Raw genomic sequence first — 16,451 nt, forward strand, 5'->3', positions numbered from 1 at the left:
GTTACTCTCCGACCACTTCGAACTTCAGCTTCGCATGGATGCCGTGGCCCAGTTTGACGTCCGCTTCATAGACGCCTGTCGCTTTGATGGCGCCATCGAGATGAATGAGCTTCTTGTCGATTTCGATACCTTCTGCCTTGAGGGCGTCGGCCACATCGTGGTTCGTGATGGCACCGAAGAGCGATCCGTTGGCGCCAAGCTTTTTCGCAATGACGAGTGTGATGTTTTCGAGCTTTTTCTTCAATGCTTCGAGGCGTGCGATCTCGGCCGCTTCCTCTTCAGCTTTGCGTTTCTGATCTGCCTGCCACTCGGCGACCACATCGTCGGTCGCGACTTTGGCGAACCCCTTGGCGACCAGAAAATTTTTGCCGTAACCGTCTTTCACCTCTTTGATTTCACCCGCTTTTCCGAGCCCTTTGACATCTTTGATAAGTAAAACTTTCATAAAATATTCTCCTTCGTTCAATTTATGGTGATTATATCGAAAATAGCGTAAATTGGGCTATAATTCCAAAAAAACCGTGAATGGACTGTAAGATGTTTGTACCCTTTACTTCGCCTGATTTCGACAAATTTCCCGACGCACTCAAAGCGCTGCTCGAAGAGAACGAATCGTCGATAAAATCACTGCTTCAGGAAAAAAAGAGAGATTACCGCTCGTTCGTACGCCCCTATATGGAGACGTTCGAAAAAGTCGATCTTTTCTTTACGCCGCTTGCGCACCTCAACAGCGTCGAAAATTCGAAAAGAACACAACAGGCATACGAAGCTTCGCTTCCGCTGCTTTCGCACTATCACACAAAACTCTCCCAAAACCGGGAACTTTTCGAAGCCTTCTCCCAGATAACGGGCGAAGATCGTGCCCAGCAGGAAGTGGTTCGCCAGGAGCTTCGCGACTTCAGACTCTCCGGCGTGGATCTGCCCGAGAAAAAGAAGAAGCGTCTTGAAACGATCGATCTTAGACTGAGCGAGCTCAACAACCACTTTTCGCAAAACCTGCTCGATGCCACCAATGCCTACGAGCTGATCATCGAGGATCCAAAAGATGTCGAAGGAGTGCCCGAAAGCGATTTGGAGCTGGCCAAAACCGAAAAAGAGGGCAAAACGGTTTGGAAGTTCACCCTGCAGATTCCCAGCTACATGGCCTACATGACCTACGGCCCCAACCGTAGCCTACGTGAAGAGCTCTACAGAGCCTACGTAACGCGTGCACCAAAGAACCAGGCCATCATCGACGAAATCCTCCGGTTGCGGGACGAAAAAGCGAAAATCCTCGGTTTCGACCACTTCAGCGAACTCTCGCTGGCCACCAAAATGGCGCCGAAGGATGAGGCCGTTATCGGCTTTTTGAACGAATTGGCCGATGCGGCATTGCCGCATGCCGAAAAAGAGGTCGAAAAACTTCAGGCACTCGCAAAAGAGGATGGCATCGAAGAGCTCGAGAGCTACGATGTCGCCTACTACAGCGAAAAACTGAAAAAACGCGATCTCGATTTCGACGACGAGATGACACGCCCATATTTCGAGCAGGGCAGGGTACTTCAGGGCCTTCTGGACTTCGTGAGCGAACTCTTCGGCATCTCTTTCGAACCCGTGGATGTACCCGTCTGGAACGAAAAAGTCAAAGTTTTCGACCTGCAGGAGAGGGGTGAAACATTCGCCCGCATCTACTTCGATCTGGAGGCGAGAAAGAACAAGCGCGGCGGGGCATGGATGAATGACTGGCAAACGCATCACGAGGATGAAAAGGGAGCAGAACATCCCGCATCGGCTTTTGTGGTCTGTAACTTTCAGCCATCGACACAGGCAACACCCTCACTGCTTCGGCACGACGACGTGGTGACACTTTTTCATGAAATGGGACATGCCATCCACCATCTTTTCAGCAAAGTCAAAGAGCGTTTCGTCAGCGGTATCCACGGTGTGGAGTGGGACGCAGTGGAGTTTCCCTCTCAGTTTCTCGAGAACTTCGCATACGAACGCAGCGTACTTGAGCGGTTTGCACGGCATCACGAAACCGGCAGGCCGATGCCGGAGACATTGATGCGGAAAATCAAACAGAGCAAAAATTTCCTGGCCGCCATGGGGATACTGCGCCAGATCGAATTTGCACTCTTCGATTTCATGCTTCACCAAAAGCTCTATCAAGGAGATGAAATCCAGGCACTGCTCGACACACTCAGAGCGCGTCTGGCGCTCATCAAACCGCCGAGCTACAACCGTTTCCAGTGGGGATTCGCCCATATCTTCGCCGGCGGATACGCAGCGGGCTACTACAGCTACAAATGGGCGGAAGTTCTGAGTGCCGACGCCTTCTTCGCCTGCTTCGATAGCGGCAGGATCAGAACCGACAGGATGGACGGTTATAAACACTACATTCTCGAGCGCGGTGCCAGCGAACCGATGCAGGAACTCTACCGTGAATGGCTGGGGCGCGGCCCCGACCCCAAAGCGCTGATGAAACTCTACGATCTGGTCGATGCACGATGAGTGATTTGGAATTTTGGGGCTACGTTCTGGTGATCGGTTCGATTCTAACCTATATCTGCTGGGGGTTCGTCTTCGCCATTCAGGGCCTTCTGCTTCTGCACGGCCGGCCCGAAGCGGTGGCGTGGCTCAGAAAACGTTATCGTATCAGAGGTTTTATGCGTGAGTTGGTGGCATTCGCACCGATGCTCTTCATCTTTCACTTTCTGCTCGAAGTGATACCGAAATTTATAGGACTCGACGATGCCGTCATCAAGTTCAGTATCTCCGATCTGATCGAACGTGCCGAAGATGCTCTCAGTTAGAATGCCTCGAAACGAAGCGGAAGAACAGGTACCCAGCCAAACCTGAGAAAAGGGAGCCGATCAGAATGCCCATCCGTTCATCCACTTGTTGCAGGCATCCTTCTCCGCTACACTCGAACGCCAGCGAACCGATGAAAAGACTCATCGTAAAGCCGATACCTCCAAGCATCGCCGCACCATAGATGTGGCGCCATGCGACCCCTTCCGGCAGGGAACCGAGTTTCAAAGCCACCGCAAGGTAACTGAAAAGGAAGATTCCGATCTGCTTTCCGAAAAAGAGCCCAAATGCGATTCCCAGCGTGATGGAGTCGGTAAAATCGCTCACCTTCACGCCGGAAAAATCGATGCCTGTATTGACAAACGCGAAAAGAGGCAAGATGATATGGTTGACCGGCCTGTAAAGCGAATGTTCCAAATGATAAAAACTCGCTTTGTTGTTTCTGATCGGAATGAAGAGTCCAAGCATGACACCGGCGAGGGTGGCATGCACTCCCGATTTGAGCAGGGCGGTCCAAAGGACGATTCCGACGAGAATATACATGGTATTGTTGACGACACCGTAACGATTCATCGAAAAAAGAAGTGCAAGCATCGCCGCCGCAATCCCAAGGGCGAGCATCGAGAGTTGTGATGTATAAAAAAAAGCGATAATGACGATCGCACCGAGATCGTCGATAATGGCAAGGGTCAAAAGAAAGAGTTTGAGCCCTACAGGAACGCGTTTCCCCAAAAGAGAGAGAATCCCCAACGCAAATGCGATATCTGTCGCAGCGGGGATTGCCCACCCTTTCATCGCGGCCGGATCGGACCAGTTGAAGAGGGCGTAGATGAGCGCAGGCGCTGCCATTCCGCCAACGGCCGCAAAAGCCGGAAGTGCGATTTTACCCGGCTTGCCAAGCTCGCCTTCGAACATTTCACGCTTTATTTCGAGCCCCACCATGAAAAAGAAGAGTGCCATCAAGCCGTCGTTGATCCATAGAAGAAGCGGTTTTGCGATCGTCAATTCCCCAAAGCTGATGACAACCGGAATCTCCGTGAAAAGTTCATAATAAGATTTGAGTGGAGAGTTGGCTGCCGTCATTGCGATCAAGGTCGCCAACATCAGCAAAATACCGGTCGAAGACTCTTTTTTGAAAAAATTGAAGAGGGTATCTTTCATTCTGCACCGAACCTTTTCACAATCTTTTCGAAAAGTTTAGCACAGATTCGACACTCGTTCATCCTTCATCACGGTTTTGAAGACTTTTTTGGTAAAGAAGCGAAATGAATACGACGACGGCGACGACGAAAAAAACGGAGAAAATTTCCCAAAGCATATCAGACAGATTCATCGACCACCCCGGAAATTGGATGCGGTCCGCTCAGGGCCGCTGTTTTGAAGGAAAGCTTTTCATCGCTTTTTGGCAAGCCGGGCTTCCCGGATGCGCGAGCGCATGCCGTTTCGCCCGTACCGCTCGCACAGTGGGATACGCGTGTCACTGTTTTTTCCGAGCGTGCCCCTCGATAATGAAACGGAGCGCATTGAGGCGGATGAACCCTTCTGCATCTTTCTGGTTATAGACGGTATCCTCTTCAAAAGTACAGAACTCCGGATTGAAGAGCGAATTGGGTGATTGTCGTCCCACAACGGTTACATTGCCTTTGTAGAGCTTCAAACGTACGTCGCCGTTGACATTGCCCTGCGTACTGTCGATCGCGGCCTGCAACATTTCCCGCTCCGGTGCGAACCAGAAGCCATTGTAGATGAGTTTCGCATAACGCGGCATCAACTCATCTTTGAGATGTGCCTCTTCGCGGTCGAGTGTGATCGATTCGATGGCACGGTGTGCTTTGAGCATGATCGTCCCACCCGGTGTCTCGTAGCAACCTCGGCTCTTCATGCCAACATAGCGGTTTTCGACGATGTCAAGACGTCCGATGCCATGCTTCTTCCCATATTCGTTGAGCTGCGTCAACATTTCCGCCGGTGTCAACGTTTTTCCGTCGATCGCGACCGGATCTCCGTTTTTGTAGGTGATCGTAATATACTCGGGGGTATCGGGAGCGTTTTCCGGACTCACCGTCCATCGCCACATATCCTCCTCGGGTTCGTTCATCGGATCTTCGAGAATTCCGCCTTCATAAGAGATATGAAGCAGATTCGCATCCATCGAATAGGGTGACTTTTTTCCGTGCTTTTCGATCGGAATACCGTGGGTTTCGGCAAACTTCAAAAGCTTTTCGCGACTGTTGAGATCCCACTCTCTCCAGGGGGCGATAATCGTGATATCCGGGTTGAGCGCCAGGTATCCCAGTTCGAAACGCACCTGGTCGTTCCCTTTGCCGGTCGCACCGTGGCTGACGGCGTCGGCACCGGTCAATTTGGCGATTTCGATCTGGCGTTTCGCGATCAGCGGGCGTGCGATCGACGTTCCCAGGAGGTATTCCCCTTCATAGATCGCATTGGCGCGAAACATCGGAAAAACATAGTCGCGAACGAACTCTTCACGCAAATCCTCGATGAAGATATTTTCCGGTTTTATGCCGAGTTTAAGCGCTTTTTCCCGTGCCGGTTCGACCTCTTCACCCTGTCCGATATCGGCTGTAAACGTGACAACTTCGCAGTTGTACTCATCCTGAAGCCATTTGAGGATAATACTGGTATCGAGTCCGCCGGAGTAGGCGAGAACGACTTTTTTGACCTCTTTTTTCATACGTTTTTACCTCTGAGAGAAATTTGGGTTGATTTTATCCAAAAAGAGTTGAAAAGATTATGAGTGAACGTCCAGTTTTTTTTCGGAAAAGGTCTCTTCCGAGTTAGTCAGAAATTTTTTTGCGGTTCGGACTTTTTTCATCTCGTCCAGAAGCTGCTTTTTTTTTATTTCGAAAAGTTGTTTCGCTTCCGCTATCAAAGCGAGTGCCGACTCCATTTCATCGAGATGTTCAAATTTCGGCATCTTCTCGAGCAAAGAGACGAGCTCTCGCTCATTCTCTTCGATCAGAGCGATTTTGAACGCCTCATGCCAACGAATCATTTTCCGGTGACTTCACGCCACGCTTCGAGCAATTCACGCGTCACATGCAAAACGATATCGATTTTTTCCGTACTGTTTTCCAAATTGCTCTCATTCAAAAATTTGATCTGCTGGTTATACAGCCCCTCCAGATAGATTGCGACCTCACCCCCTTTTTTGGCGTCCAGAGAGTTGATGAGCTCGATAAAGACGGCAACCGCACGGTTGGTCCAGTAGACGCGTTTTTCGATATCACCGAGTTCGATCGATTTTTTGGCCAGAGAGCAGAAACGAATAATGCCCTCATATAACATTTCGATCAGCTTTTCAGGAGACTCAATCTGAATATTGTTTTGTGTATATGTGCTATATGCAGCAGCTGCAGTCATTTCAAATCCTTTTTCATCTATTTTTTGCATCCTTGCAAAAAGTTTTTTAACCTTTTTTGTCGAAAATCATCCCGACAAGCTCACGCATTTTGGCCGCCAGGCGCATCGCCTCTTCCGAAGGGATTTTGCGTATCTCCTGATCCGTACTTGTGTCGATGACCGAAACGTACATCTCTTCGACTTTGTCGTTGAAACCGAATCGTATACTGGTATTGAGCGGATTCATCTCTTTGTTGAGCTGGTCGGTGATCTCCTGCAGCTGCTTTTTCAATTTTTGCGTATCGGCTTTCCGTTCGCTCTGTTGCACCTCTTCCCGTGCCATCTGCTGAGACGATTTTTGTGTCTGCGACACCGTTTTATGAGCGTTCCCGACGCCATGAGACGTTGTCGGCTGCGGCTGTTGGGAGCGCATAGTATTAAATATTTCCATCGTTGAATCCTTCAAATGATGCTCTGTAGAAGTATCGGATGCATTCAAAATTTGTTTAGGGCATTTCGATTATAATGTCGTATCTACTGGCGGCGGGGCATTCCCCGCCACAGGGCGAAGTGTCAGTGAAAGGAATTTTTGCTGACGCTTGTTTTGGAAAAAAGGAGAGTTTCAGGTGAAAATAGCCTTGCAGTGCCACTCCATACTGATCGAAAAAAGTTTGAGAAAATTTCTCAAAAATTTTCTCGTCCCCGAACATCAGGCACAAATCATAGTTTCCGACCATCCCGTACACACCAAACTCCCTGTTCTGCGTATCGGGCTCGATGCCGATGCGGACCTGAAAAAACCTTTTTCAAGATCACAACTCATGATCAGATTGGAAGAGAAGCTTCACAATTATCGAAACAAAGAAGCGCTTCGGGCTTTCACGATCGAAGAGGATCCCTCCCTTGAGGAGAAGATCGAAGTGGCCACACGCAGTTTCGTACAGGAACTGACATCCCTTATCAAAGAGCATTATGAAAAGAGACGATAAAACATTGACGACGAAGATTATCGGAGGGAAATACCGTGGAAAGAAAATTTCTCTGCCCGCAAAGACGGTTACGAGAAGTTCGAAAGCCCGTCTCAAAGAGTCGCTTTTCAACACCCTGCAATTCGATCTGATCGACCGTAACTTTATCGAGATGTTCGGCGGCAGTGGATCTGTAGGGCTGGAAGCGATTAGCAGAGGTGCCAAACGGGCATGGTTTGTCGAGTTGGACCGTGATGCGGTGAAAACCCTTCGCAACAACTGTGAAAGTATCGACAAAGAACGGTGTGATATCCGTTTCGGCGATGCCTTTGAGATAGTGCCAACCATTTTGTATGACCTCGAAAGAAGCGGCGAAAAAACGTATCTCTATATCGACCCGCCTTTTTCGATACGAGAAGGGCATGAAGATATCTACAGCAAAGTCATCGAGTTGATGAGATCGATCGACCCAAAAGTCATCCATATGATCATCGTTGAGCATATGACGAAAGTACCGTTTCCCGAGACAGTCGGTGCTTTTGAAAAAGTGAAATTCAAGAAATTCGGGAAAAGCTCACTCAGTTACTACTCGCCAAAATAGTGGAACGCTATTTGCTTTGTTGACGATAACCGATCTAACCGGTTACAAAACAGAGCGAAAGGTTTCCATTGAGACGAACGCTATTTTTTCTGCTACTGCTTTTTCCACTGCTTGGTCATGCCGTCAAGATCAAAGAGATCAGCAATATCATTGGCGTACGGGACAACCAGCTTATCGGATATGGACTTATCGTAGGCCTCAACAAAACCGGTGACGGTACCACCTCCAAATTCACCCTTCAGACAATCGCCAACATGCTTCAGAGCATGAATGTCAAACTCGATCCGAAAGACATCAAATCGAAAAACGTCGCAGCCGTCATGGTAACGGCGACACTTCCACCTTTTGCGAGACAGGGAGACAAAATCGATGTCGTCGTCTCGTCAATCGGCGATGCCAAATCGATCGAAGGGGGTACACTGCTGATGACACCTCTCAAAGGTGTCGACGGACGGATCTATGCGTTGGCACAGGGATCGGTGACGATAGGCGGCCGCAACGGCAGAGGGACAGGAACGCTCAACCACGCCACGGCCGGGCGTATACCTGCCGGTGCACTTGTGGAACAGGAAGTGGCGTTCGACCTCTATTCACAGAGACAGGCGACACTGAGCCTCAAAGAAGCCAATTTCAAAAATGCCGTCGCCATTCAAAACATTCTCAACCGGTTTTACAAAGAGCATGTCGCCATAGCCGTCGATGCCAGAACCATTCGTCTAAAAAAACCGCAGCGAATGAGCATGATCGAATTCCTCGCGACAGTCGGCGACCTCTCTATCGACTATAGTAACAGGCAGCGTATCGTCATCGACGAACGTACCGGAACGATCGTATCCGGTGTCGATATCGAAGTCGAACCGGTCATGATCACACATGGAGACATTACGATACAGATTGAAGAACAGCGTACTCTCCCATCTTTGAAAAAAGGGAGCAATGGCGTCAATATCGGAAACGATCTGCAGCTCCAACCGGACAACAACAAGATCGTGACAAAAAATGGAGCGACGACAGTCGCAAATATCGCACGCTCCCTGAAGAAGCTGGGTGCTTCTCCAAAAGATATCATCTCCATCCTGGAAGCGATGAAAAACGCCGGTGCCATCCACGCCGACCTACAGATCATATAAAATAAGGAGGAGGAACGATGAATCAACTTCATATCAACGAATATCAACGACCTCTCCCCAATACCGGAGGGAGTGAAAAAGCGGTGCTGAAGGAGCAGACGGACGCTTTTGAAGCGATCGTTCTCAAAATGCTTCTGGACAAAGCGATGCAGACGGATGACCATCTGCTACCCAAAGACCCGGGCAGAGATATCTACAGATCGATGATGAACGACGAAAGAAGCAAACAGCTCAGTGGCAACTTTGGATACAGCGAGCTTTTGTTTAATTATCTAGTAGAAAAAAATTCTTAACAAAGACGAAATTTTGCCGATAGTATAATTAAGAAGATTCTATCAACGGCAAAAGGATGCAGAATGATACGAAATATCGGTTCCCAGAACAGTGGAACGATCATTAACAACGATACGCAAAAAAATGATGTGCAGAACGCAAAAAACATCGAAAAACAGGCGCTTGAGCAGCAAAACCGCGTCGACGGACTGAAAAAGCAGATCGAAAACGGAGAATACTCCATCGATCTGGATGCCACGGCAACCAGAATGGCACAGGAGCTCAAGCCCGAATAAAAAGGGAAATCATGCTGAAACACTACCTGGACAAGGCACTGGAAGATCTCGATACCTTGATCAATCTGACACAGATGGATATTGACGATATCAAGGCGGCAAGACACGACGAGATGTTCGACCGCATCAAAACGAAGGAGCATACGCTTCTGACGTTCGAAAACAGAAAATCCTTGATCGACAACGAGATCACCAATATCGTCAAAACGAATCCGGATAGTGAGTTGGAAGAGCTGCTTGGAGAAGATATTCGCCGGCAGCTCGAAGAACTTCGCACGAAACTCGAAGAGCTGCAGGAGATCAATCGCTATTATGCACGCTTCGTCATAACCGTCGGAGAGTTCTACAATGCGCTCTATGAAGAGATGCTTCCGATAGAGAAAGATGGATACACCGGCAAAAATGCCAAGGCAGCTTCACTTATCGAAGTAAGGGCATAAACGATGGCCTCCATCTTCAACGCTCTCAATATCGGCTACAGCGGCCTTAAAACTTCACAAATCGCGATCGATACGACCGGCCACAATATCGCCAATGCACAAAACCCCGACTACACGCGCCAGCGTGTGGTCATCGAACCGAACACACCGCTCAATACAACTCCCGGCGATATCGGCCTGGGTGCGAAAATCACGGAAATCGTCCGGGTTCACGATGAATTCGTCTACAAACGCCTCAAAAACTCGTCTACCAGCAATGAGTACAATCAACTGCGCCAGGAGACAATGGACGAAATATCCAGCTATTTTCCGGAAATCGACAAAAACGGCATCTATAACGGTATGCAGGATTACTTCGATGCCTGGAACGATTTTTCCAAAAACACCGACGACAGTGCATTGAAAACCAATCTCGCGCAGCAGACGAGAACCTTTACCGCCACCATCCGCGATACACGGGCACAGATCGCCTCGGTCCAGACTAGGCTGGACGACCAGCTAAAAACCTCCATCGATGAAATCAACAGACTCGGAAAACAGATCGCGGAACTCAATGTCCGCATCAACACGGACGAAGCCGGAGGGGACAATGCCAACGATCTGCGTGACCAGCGGGACAAACTCGAGCTGGCACTGAGCAAACTGGTCGACATCGCCGTTTCGAAAGGTGAAATGAAGCCGGACATGACGACAGACAGGCATCTCATCGAATCTGGAGGCGAATATCACCTGAGCATCGGGGGCTCCTCCTTCGTGGATGGGAACACGTTTCACCCTCTGGTCCTCGACAGGCCCGAAGGCAGCGGATTCAGCGACGTCTACTACCAACGGCAGGATTATGTCAAATTCGATATCACCGACTATATTCATGGTGGAAAAGTCGGAGCCATACTTTCGCTTCGGGATGGCGACATTCAGCAAATTCTGGATGAACTCGACAGCTTTGCATCGAGTCTGATTTTCAATACAAACAACCTCTATGCCGCACACGCGACGACCCAGATGAGCGGCAGTACCGAAATTGCACCGAATCAGACCATTCCGGAATCGGAACTCCCGATCGAAGAAGGGTCCTTTTTCGTCAAAATATACGATATCGACGGCAATGAAGTCGCAAAAAGAGAGATCGTTCTCACCCCGGAGATGACCTACGGGGAGATCGCCGCACGGATCGAAGATGCGGATATCGACGACAATGGAGACAATCTGAAGGGCAACGATGTCGACAATTATCTCACGGCATCGGCCGACGGAACATTTCAAATCTCCATGGACTCCACCAAAGCCAGAGAGGGGTATACCTTTGCGATCGAGGAGGCCGATCCGGAAAATCCGACGCTCTTTGCAGGCGTATTGGGGCTCGAACGTTTTTTTGACGGCAGTGATGCAAAAAATATCACGCTCAACAAATCGCTCGACGGCAATCCGACCAGGATAGGAGGAAACGCTGCGCCGATTTCCGGAGACAACCGTATGGCCAACAGTATGATCGAACTGCAGTATAAAAAGATCGACTTTTACAAACCTGCAGATTCAAACACCCATTTCGCGAAAGAGACACTAAGCGGATTTTTCAGAATGAGTGTCACAAACGTTGCGAATACGACTGCGGCGGTCCATTCGGCCGCCGAGACATCCCAGTCACTTCTCAACGCTGTCGTCAACGAATTCGACAGTATCAGCAAAGTCGATCTCGACGAAGAGCTGACCAATCTCATGAAGTATCAGACCGGCTATGGCGCAAGTGCGAAAGTCATTACGACCATCGATCAGATGATTCAGACACTGCTGGGAATCAAACAGTAGACGATGCGATGCCCTTGTATCAGCCTGGGACTGCTTGTCGCCCTTTTTCTGTTCTCTTTTATGGGACCGCTACTCTACACCGTCAGTCCCTTTGACCTGCACCCTGAAACACTTCTTCTTCCCCCGTCGGCCGAGCATCCGTTAGGAACGGATCGCCTGGGCCGCGATCTGCTCGCACGTTTGATGCAAGGGGGTAGAGTCTCTTTGATTATCGGTATAGGAAGTGCTCTCATCGCTTCGATGCTCGGACTGATCATCGGCATCACAGCGGGGTTTTTCAGAGGGGCGGTCGACAAAAGTTTCGTCATACTTGTCGACCTCTTTTTGACGTTTCCGACATTCTTTCTGCTACTGGCGCTCGTCAGCTATGTCGAAGCGTCGGTCTGGGTTCTCATTTTCGTTATTTCGGTAACAGGATGGATGACAATGGCGAGAATGATCCGGGCAGAAAGTTTTTCCATTGGAGAAAAACCCTTTATCAAGATTCTCAAAATCGCCCGGATACCTGCGACCAAAATCATTCTTAAATATTTCGCCCCTCTGCTGGCCCCTATCTTTTTCGTCAGTTTCACTTTCGGTGTGGGAGGTGCGATTTTGAGTGAGAGTGCACTCAGCTTCCTCGGTCTCGGTATTACGCCTCCGCAGATGAGCTGGGGGAGTCTGATAAGTGAAGGGAAAGAGGTGATGGAGATTGCATGGTGGATCAGTTTCTTTCCGGGCCTGATGATCTTTCTTGTCACTTTCTCGCTGATGCAGATTTCGGATTATCTGCAAAGCAGGACGAATCAAAAAGAGGTGATCGGTCAGTAACGACCGAGCGCACGCTCCAGATCTTCTTTTGTATCGATGCCGAAACTCTTCGTTTCCACTTCCGTCATCGCGATCGCATAGCCGTGCGAAAGTGCACGCAACTGTTCCAGCTTTTCGATATGTTCAAGCGGGGCGTGCGGCAGACTGCAAAAACGTCCGAGCATCTTTCTCGTATAGCCATAAAGACCCAGATGCCCTTTATATCCGTCAAATCCACCATCTCTGTCGTAGGGAATGATGCTTCTTGAAAAGTAGAGGGCGAATCCACTCTCATCCGTCACCACTTTGACGAGATTCGGATCGATCGCATCCTCTTTTGCGATCGCTTTGTAAACGGAGCAGATCATAACGCGGCTGTCGTTTTGGTAGGCGTGGACCAGCTTTTTCAGTTTTTCGACAACATCCGCTTCGATGAAAGGTTCATCTCCCTGCACGTTGATGACGATTTCACTCTCGTCAAGTCCCAAACGAGCCGCCGCTTCGTTGATGCGATCCGTACCGCTTTGATGTTCGCTGCTCGTCATGACCGCTTTGACACCGTGCGCTTTACACACTTCGAGAACCTCTTCCGCATCGGTTGCCACCGCGACATCGTCGACCGATGCGACTGCACGAGCCGTGGCCACAACCATAGGAACACCACCTATCTCCGCCAATACTTTCTTCGGAAAACGTGTCGAGCCCAAACGTGCAGGGATAATAATCATCGGTCCAACCTTTTTTGCTATAATTTTATCAAAAAAAGGCGCTACATTTGCTTTTCTACCAACCGCAGGACGGCTACTGTTTCAACAGCGACTCCATTTTTCTCTATGATTTCGCCGCATCTTTTTCGCCCAAAGGAAGAGTGCTCGACGTAGGGAGCGGTGTCGGAGTCATCGGCCTGCTGTTAGCACGTGACTTTCCCATCGAACTCACGATGATAGAGAAGCAGGAGAAGATGGCTTCACTTGCGGAAAAAAATCTTGAAACCAACAAGATTACAGCCAACCTTCTCCGAAGCGATTTTCTCGAATACCAAGGAGGCGAACCTTTCGACTTCATCGTCTCCAATCCCCCTTTTTACCATGGAGATGTCGTCCAGAGCCGGAACAGCCATATCAATGCCTGCCGTTATAACACGCACCTTCCGATCGAACCTTTTTTCAAAAAGGTGGCTTCGCTGTTACTGCCTCGGGGACACTTCATCTTCTGCTACGATGCATCGCAGCTCCCCGAACTTCTGGTGACGCTCGAAAAAGTCGCCCTTCGGGCCGAGGATATTCGCTTCGTTCATCCGAAAGCCGACCGTCCCGCCAAGCTGGTGATGATCCATGCGAGAAGAGGTTCGAGATCCAAAAGCAGGGTTCTGCCGCCTTTTATCGTCTTCGAGGGGGATCGCTACATGCCGGAAGCGCAGGAGATTTTCAAAAGAGCGGGGACACATACGATAAAATGTCAGATTTGATTGAAAAAGAGGGCTTCGGTTACGCTTTCGACCCGAAAGCGTGTGAAACATGTGCAGGCAACTGCTGTATAGGCGAAAGCGGCCATATCTGGGTACCGGTCCAGAAGATTCCCGAGATGGCGGCCTTTTTAAAAATGGGCAGCGACGAATTCATTAAGCGCTACTTGGAAAAAGTAGGGTATCGTTTCAGTATCAAAGAAAAGGTGGTTGTCGAAGGTGAGTACGACTGCATTTTCTACGACCGGGAAAAACGGCGCTGTACCATCTATCCTGTCCGCCCCCTGCAGTGCAGGACTTTTCCGTTTTGGGACTATTTTAAAGAAAACGAAGAGGAATTGAAAAAAGAATGTCCAGGTATCTGTCCACACTCCTGATTGCACTGTTTCTGTTGACCGGATGTTCCTCAAAAACGGTGAATCCTCCGGCAGAGGAGGGCAATCCAAAAAGCCATGTCAAACCATTCGAATATGAGTATGACTACATCATCCATGCCCTTTACTACAAAGACCACGGCAAATATGCCAACGCCTATGTTCTGTTTGAAGAGCTTTACAAAAAGACCGAAAATCTCGAATACAAAATCGAAGCGCTCAAACTGCTCATCGGCATGCAGCAATACGAAGAGGCGTACAGACAACTCACCACCCTGCTGAAGAGATACCCGAAGAATGCCGAACTCTACCGCCTCCTCGCAGTGACGGACCTGAAGCTGAAAAAAGTCGACGAAGCACTCGAAAGTGCGAAAAAAGCCCTTGCACTCGAACCGGACAATATTCAGGATATCGATCTGGTCGCATCGATCTATCTTCTAAACGGCGCATTTCAAAAAGCCTACGATACCTATAACAGCTACTATATCCGTCACCACGATGACGAGAGTGTCGTCAAAATGGCATCCATCCTGTACCATAAACTCAAGAATCCCCAAAAAACGATCCAGCTGCTGGAAACACACAGCAAGATGATCGGATGTGGCGAGCGGGTATGCGTTTTTCTGGCTGAACTATACCGGCGAAACAACGACCTGGAGAGTCTTGCATCGGTCTATGCACGTCTCTACGACTCGACGGGAGCGACGGAATATGCCCAGAAAGCGGCGGAAATCTACGCCTATCAGAAACAGTTCGGCAAAGCTGTGAAGCTGTTGGAATCTTCCGGTGCCGACGACAATCTTCTTCTGGCAATCTACAAACAGACAAAAACGTTCGACAAGGCCGCGAAACTGGCAAAACGCCTCTACGACGAGACGCTCGACCCGGTGTGGCTGGCGGAGTACGGAATCCTGCTCTACGAAGCCGCCCCAAAGAAAGATGATCCGAAACTCTTGGCGAAAGTGATTCGAAATCTTTCGAAAGCGTTCAAAGAGGGTGTGAGCGATCCACTCTATTACAACTATCTGGGCTATCTGCTCATCGATCATGACATCGATGTCCAGTGGGGGATAGAACTCGTGAAAAAAGCGCTGAAACTCGAACCTGACTCCGCTTTCTATATAGACTCGCTGGCATGGGGGCACTACAAGCTCGGTGAGTGCAAAAAAGCGTATAGCGAAATGGAAAAGGTCATAAAGAAACTCGGTCTCGAAGATGAAGAGATCAAGAGCCACTGGAACAAAATTCAAAAATGCAGGAGTAGAAAAAAGTGATTCTCGATGAAATAATCGCCCGTACAAAAGTCGATCTGGAACGTAAAAAAAAGGAGTTTCCGCTCGAATGGCTCGGACGTTCGCTTGCCTACAACCCTTTTCCACCAAGAGATGTCCATAAAGTATTGAAGTCGACGAAAGAAAATCCCTATCGCATTATCGCCGAAATCAAAAAAGCGAGCCCATCGAAAGGGGTGATCCGCGAAGATTTCGACCCGCTGACGATCGCCAAAGCGTATGAAGAGGGCGGAGCGGATGCGCTCTCGATATTGACCGAACCCCACTACTTCAAAGGGGATATCGAATACCTGACACAGATCCGCCGCTACGTCCCGATGCCGCTTCTGCGGAAAGATTTTATCATCGACAAATATCAACTCGTCGAAGCACTCGTCTACGGTGCCGACTTCGTCCTGCTCATCGCGAAAGCGCTCACGCGCAAACAGCTAAAAGAGCTACTCGAATATACGTGGCATCTGGGCATGGAGGCTTTGGTGGAGATACACGACAAAAAGGACCTCATCAAAGCGATCTTTGCCGGCGCCAATATTATCGGCATCAATCACCGCAACCTCGAAACTTTCGAAATGGATATGAGCCTCAGCGAACGGCTTATTCCCCTCATTCCCAATAGCAAGATCATCGTTGCCGAAAGCGGCATCTATGAACATGAGCAGGTCAAACACCTTCACGACGTTGGAGCTGACGCTTTTTTGGTGGGTGAACACTTTATGCGCCAGGACGATATCGCCAGTGCATTGAAAAAGCTCAAGGGCGAAACGGTATAGAGGGTTTCACCCGAAAGTATCTTCACTCTTCATGAACGAGTCCGCGAAGAAATCTCCTCTTGCTCGGGGACCTTTCTTCGGGTGAAGCATTCGA

21 protein-coding genes are annotated in these 16,451 nt (G+C 49.3%); 14 read left to right on the forward strand and 7 right to left on the reverse strand.

Annotation, left to right across the window (positions count from 1 at the left end):
• Position 1: 1 nt before the first annotated feature.
• Entirely contained in the window at positions 2-445 is a 444-nt protein-coding gene (rplI, locus tag QUD54_RS01575; RefSeq protein WP_286337212.1) for a 50S ribosomal protein L9, read from the reverse strand.
• Between the two features lie 92 nt (positions 446-537).
• Between rplI and QUD54_RS01580 the strand changes: the two genes are divergently transcribed.
• Positions 538-2,490, forward strand: coding sequence for a M3 family metallopeptidase (locus QUD54_RS01580; protein WP_286337213.1), 1,953 nt, complete (start codon positions 538-540; stop codon positions 2,488-2,490).
• The gene (locus QUD54_RS01585; protein ID WP_286337214.1) at positions 2,487-2,792 is read left to right on the forward strand and encodes a hypothetical protein; all 306 of its coding nucleotides are present in this window, start codon (positions 2,487-2,489) and stop codon (positions 2,790-2,792) included. Before QUD54_RS01580 ends, QUD54_RS01585 begins: the two co-directional genes overlap by 4 nt.
• Here QUD54_RS01585 and nhaA read toward each other — a convergent pair.
• The 5 genes from nhaA to QUD54_RS01610 form a co-directional block, all read right to left on the reverse strand.
• Positions 2,785-3,951 (reverse strand): Na+/H+ antiporter NhaA, encoded by a 1,167-nt coding sequence (nhaA, locus tag QUD54_RS01590; protein WP_286337215.1) that lies wholly within the window; start codon positions 3,949-3,951, stop codon positions 2,785-2,787. The genes QUD54_RS01585 and nhaA overlap by 8 nt on opposite strands.
• Before the next feature lie 316 nt (positions 3,952-4,267).
• Entirely contained in the window at positions 4,268-5,485 is a 1,218-nt protein-coding gene (locus tag QUD54_RS01595) for an argininosuccinate synthase (protein WP_286337216.1), read from the reverse strand.
• 57 nt (positions 5,486-5,542) lie between these two features.
• Complete coding sequence (locus tag QUD54_RS01600) at positions 5,543-5,806, reverse strand: hypothetical protein (protein WP_286337217.1); 264 nt, start codon at positions 5,804-5,806, stop codon at positions 5,543-5,545.
• The gene (gene fliS / locus QUD54_RS01605) at positions 5,803-6,174 is read right to left on the reverse strand and encodes a flagellar export chaperone FliS (RefSeq protein WP_286337218.1); all 372 of its coding nucleotides are present in this window, start codon (positions 6,172-6,174) and stop codon (positions 5,803-5,805) included. The genes QUD54_RS01600 and fliS overlap by 4 nt, the downstream gene beginning before the upstream one ends.
• 46 nt (positions 6,175-6,220) lie before the next feature.
• On the reverse strand, positions 6,221-6,604 hold the full coding sequence (locus QUD54_RS01610) for a FlaG family protein (RefSeq protein WP_286337219.1): 384 nt from the start codon (positions 6,602-6,604) through the stop codon (positions 6,221-6,223).
• A gap of 175 nt (positions 6,605-6,779) precedes the next feature.
• Between QUD54_RS01610 and QUD54_RS01615 the strand changes: the two genes are divergently transcribed.
• From QUD54_RS01615 to QUD54_RS01650, 8 genes are all read left to right on the forward strand, one after another.
• On the forward strand, positions 6,780-7,142 hold the full coding sequence (locus tag QUD54_RS01615; RefSeq protein WP_286337220.1) for a hypothetical protein: 363 nt from the start codon (positions 6,780-6,782) through the stop codon (positions 7,140-7,142).
• Positions 7,126-7,722, forward strand: a complete 597-nt coding sequence (gene rsmD / locus QUD54_RS01620; RefSeq protein WP_286337221.1) for a 16S rRNA (guanine(966)-N(2))-methyltransferase RsmD — start codon at positions 7,126-7,128, stop codon at positions 7,720-7,722. The genes QUD54_RS01615 and rsmD overlap by 17 nt, the downstream gene beginning before the upstream one ends.
• Positions 7,723-7,790: 68 nt before the next feature.
• Positions 7,791-8,852, forward strand: coding sequence for a flagellar basal body P-ring protein FlgI (locus QUD54_RS01625; RefSeq protein ID WP_286337222.1), 1,062 nt, complete (start codon positions 7,791-7,793; stop codon positions 8,850-8,852).
• Positions 8,853-8,869: 17 nt separating this feature from the next.
• Entirely contained in the window at positions 8,870-9,145 is a 276-nt protein-coding gene (locus tag QUD54_RS01630; protein ID WP_320051548.1) for a rod-binding protein, read from the forward strand.
• A 63-nt stretch (positions 9,146-9,208) separates the two neighbouring features.
• The gene (locus QUD54_RS01635) at positions 9,209-9,421 is read left to right on the forward strand and encodes a flagellar biosynthesis anti-sigma factor FlgM (protein ID WP_286337223.1); all 213 of its coding nucleotides are present in this window, start codon (positions 9,209-9,211) and stop codon (positions 9,419-9,421) included.
• 11 nt (positions 9,422-9,432) lie between these two features.
• The gene (locus tag QUD54_RS01640) at positions 9,433-9,861 is read left to right on the forward strand and encodes a hypothetical protein (RefSeq protein WP_286337224.1); all 429 of its coding nucleotides are present in this window, start codon (positions 9,433-9,435) and stop codon (positions 9,859-9,861) included.
• Positions 9,862-9,864: 3 nt separating this feature from the next.
• Positions 9,865-11,667: a flagellar hook-associated protein FlgK gene (gene flgK, locus QUD54_RS01645; protein WP_286337225.1), complete on the forward strand. Its 1,803-nt coding sequence runs from the start codon at positions 9,865-9,867 to the stop codon at positions 11,665-11,667.
• Positions 11,668-11,670: 3 nt separating this feature from the next.
• Positions 11,671-12,477 (forward strand): ABC transporter permease, encoded by an 807-nt coding sequence (locus QUD54_RS01650; protein ID WP_286337226.1) that lies wholly within the window; start codon positions 11,671-11,673, stop codon positions 12,475-12,477.
• On the opposite strand, the gene kdsB is transcribed toward QUD54_RS01650, so the two are convergent.
• Entirely contained in the window at positions 12,471-13,184 is a 714-nt protein-coding gene (kdsB, locus tag QUD54_RS01655) for a 3-deoxy-manno-octulosonate cytidylyltransferase (protein ID WP_286337227.1), read from the reverse strand. The two genes, QUD54_RS01650 and kdsB, sit on opposite strands and share 7 nt — an antisense overlap.
• A 47-nt stretch (positions 13,185-13,231) precedes the next feature.
• Here kdsB and QUD54_RS01660 point away from each other — a divergent pair, with 47 nt between their 5' ends.
• From QUD54_RS01660 to trpC, 4 genes are read left to right on the forward strand one after another with little or no spacing between them, the layout of a single operon-like run.
• Positions 13,232-13,924 carry a tRNA1(Val) (adenine(37)-N6)-methyltransferase gene (locus QUD54_RS01660; protein WP_286337228.1) on the forward strand — a complete coding sequence of 231 codons (693 nt, stop codon included), beginning with the start codon at positions 13,232-13,234 and terminating at the stop codon, positions 13,922-13,924.
• Positions 13,912-14,298 (forward strand): YkgJ family cysteine cluster protein, encoded by a 387-nt coding sequence (locus QUD54_RS01665; protein ID WP_286337229.1) that lies wholly within the window; start codon positions 13,912-13,914, stop codon positions 14,296-14,298. Before QUD54_RS01660 ends, QUD54_RS01665 begins: the two co-directional genes overlap by 13 nt.
• The gene (locus tag QUD54_RS01670; protein WP_286337230.1) at positions 14,271-15,569 is read left to right on the forward strand and encodes a tetratricopeptide repeat protein; all 1,299 of its coding nucleotides are present in this window, start codon (positions 14,271-14,273) and stop codon (positions 15,567-15,569) included. Before QUD54_RS01665 ends, QUD54_RS01670 begins: the two co-directional genes overlap by 28 nt.
• Complete coding sequence (trpC, locus tag QUD54_RS01675; protein WP_286337231.1) at positions 15,566-16,357, forward strand: indole-3-glycerol phosphate synthase TrpC; 792 nt, start codon at positions 15,566-15,568, stop codon at positions 16,355-16,357. The genes QUD54_RS01670 and trpC overlap by 4 nt, the downstream gene beginning before the upstream one ends.
• Positions 16,358-16,451: the final 94 nt, after the last annotated feature.

The sequence above is a fragment of the Hydrogenimonas cancrithermarum genome, from assembly GCF_030296055.1.
Classification (GTDB): Bacteria; Campylobacterota; Campylobacteria; order Campylobacterales; family Hydrogenimonadaceae; genus Hydrogenimonas; species Hydrogenimonas cancrithermarum.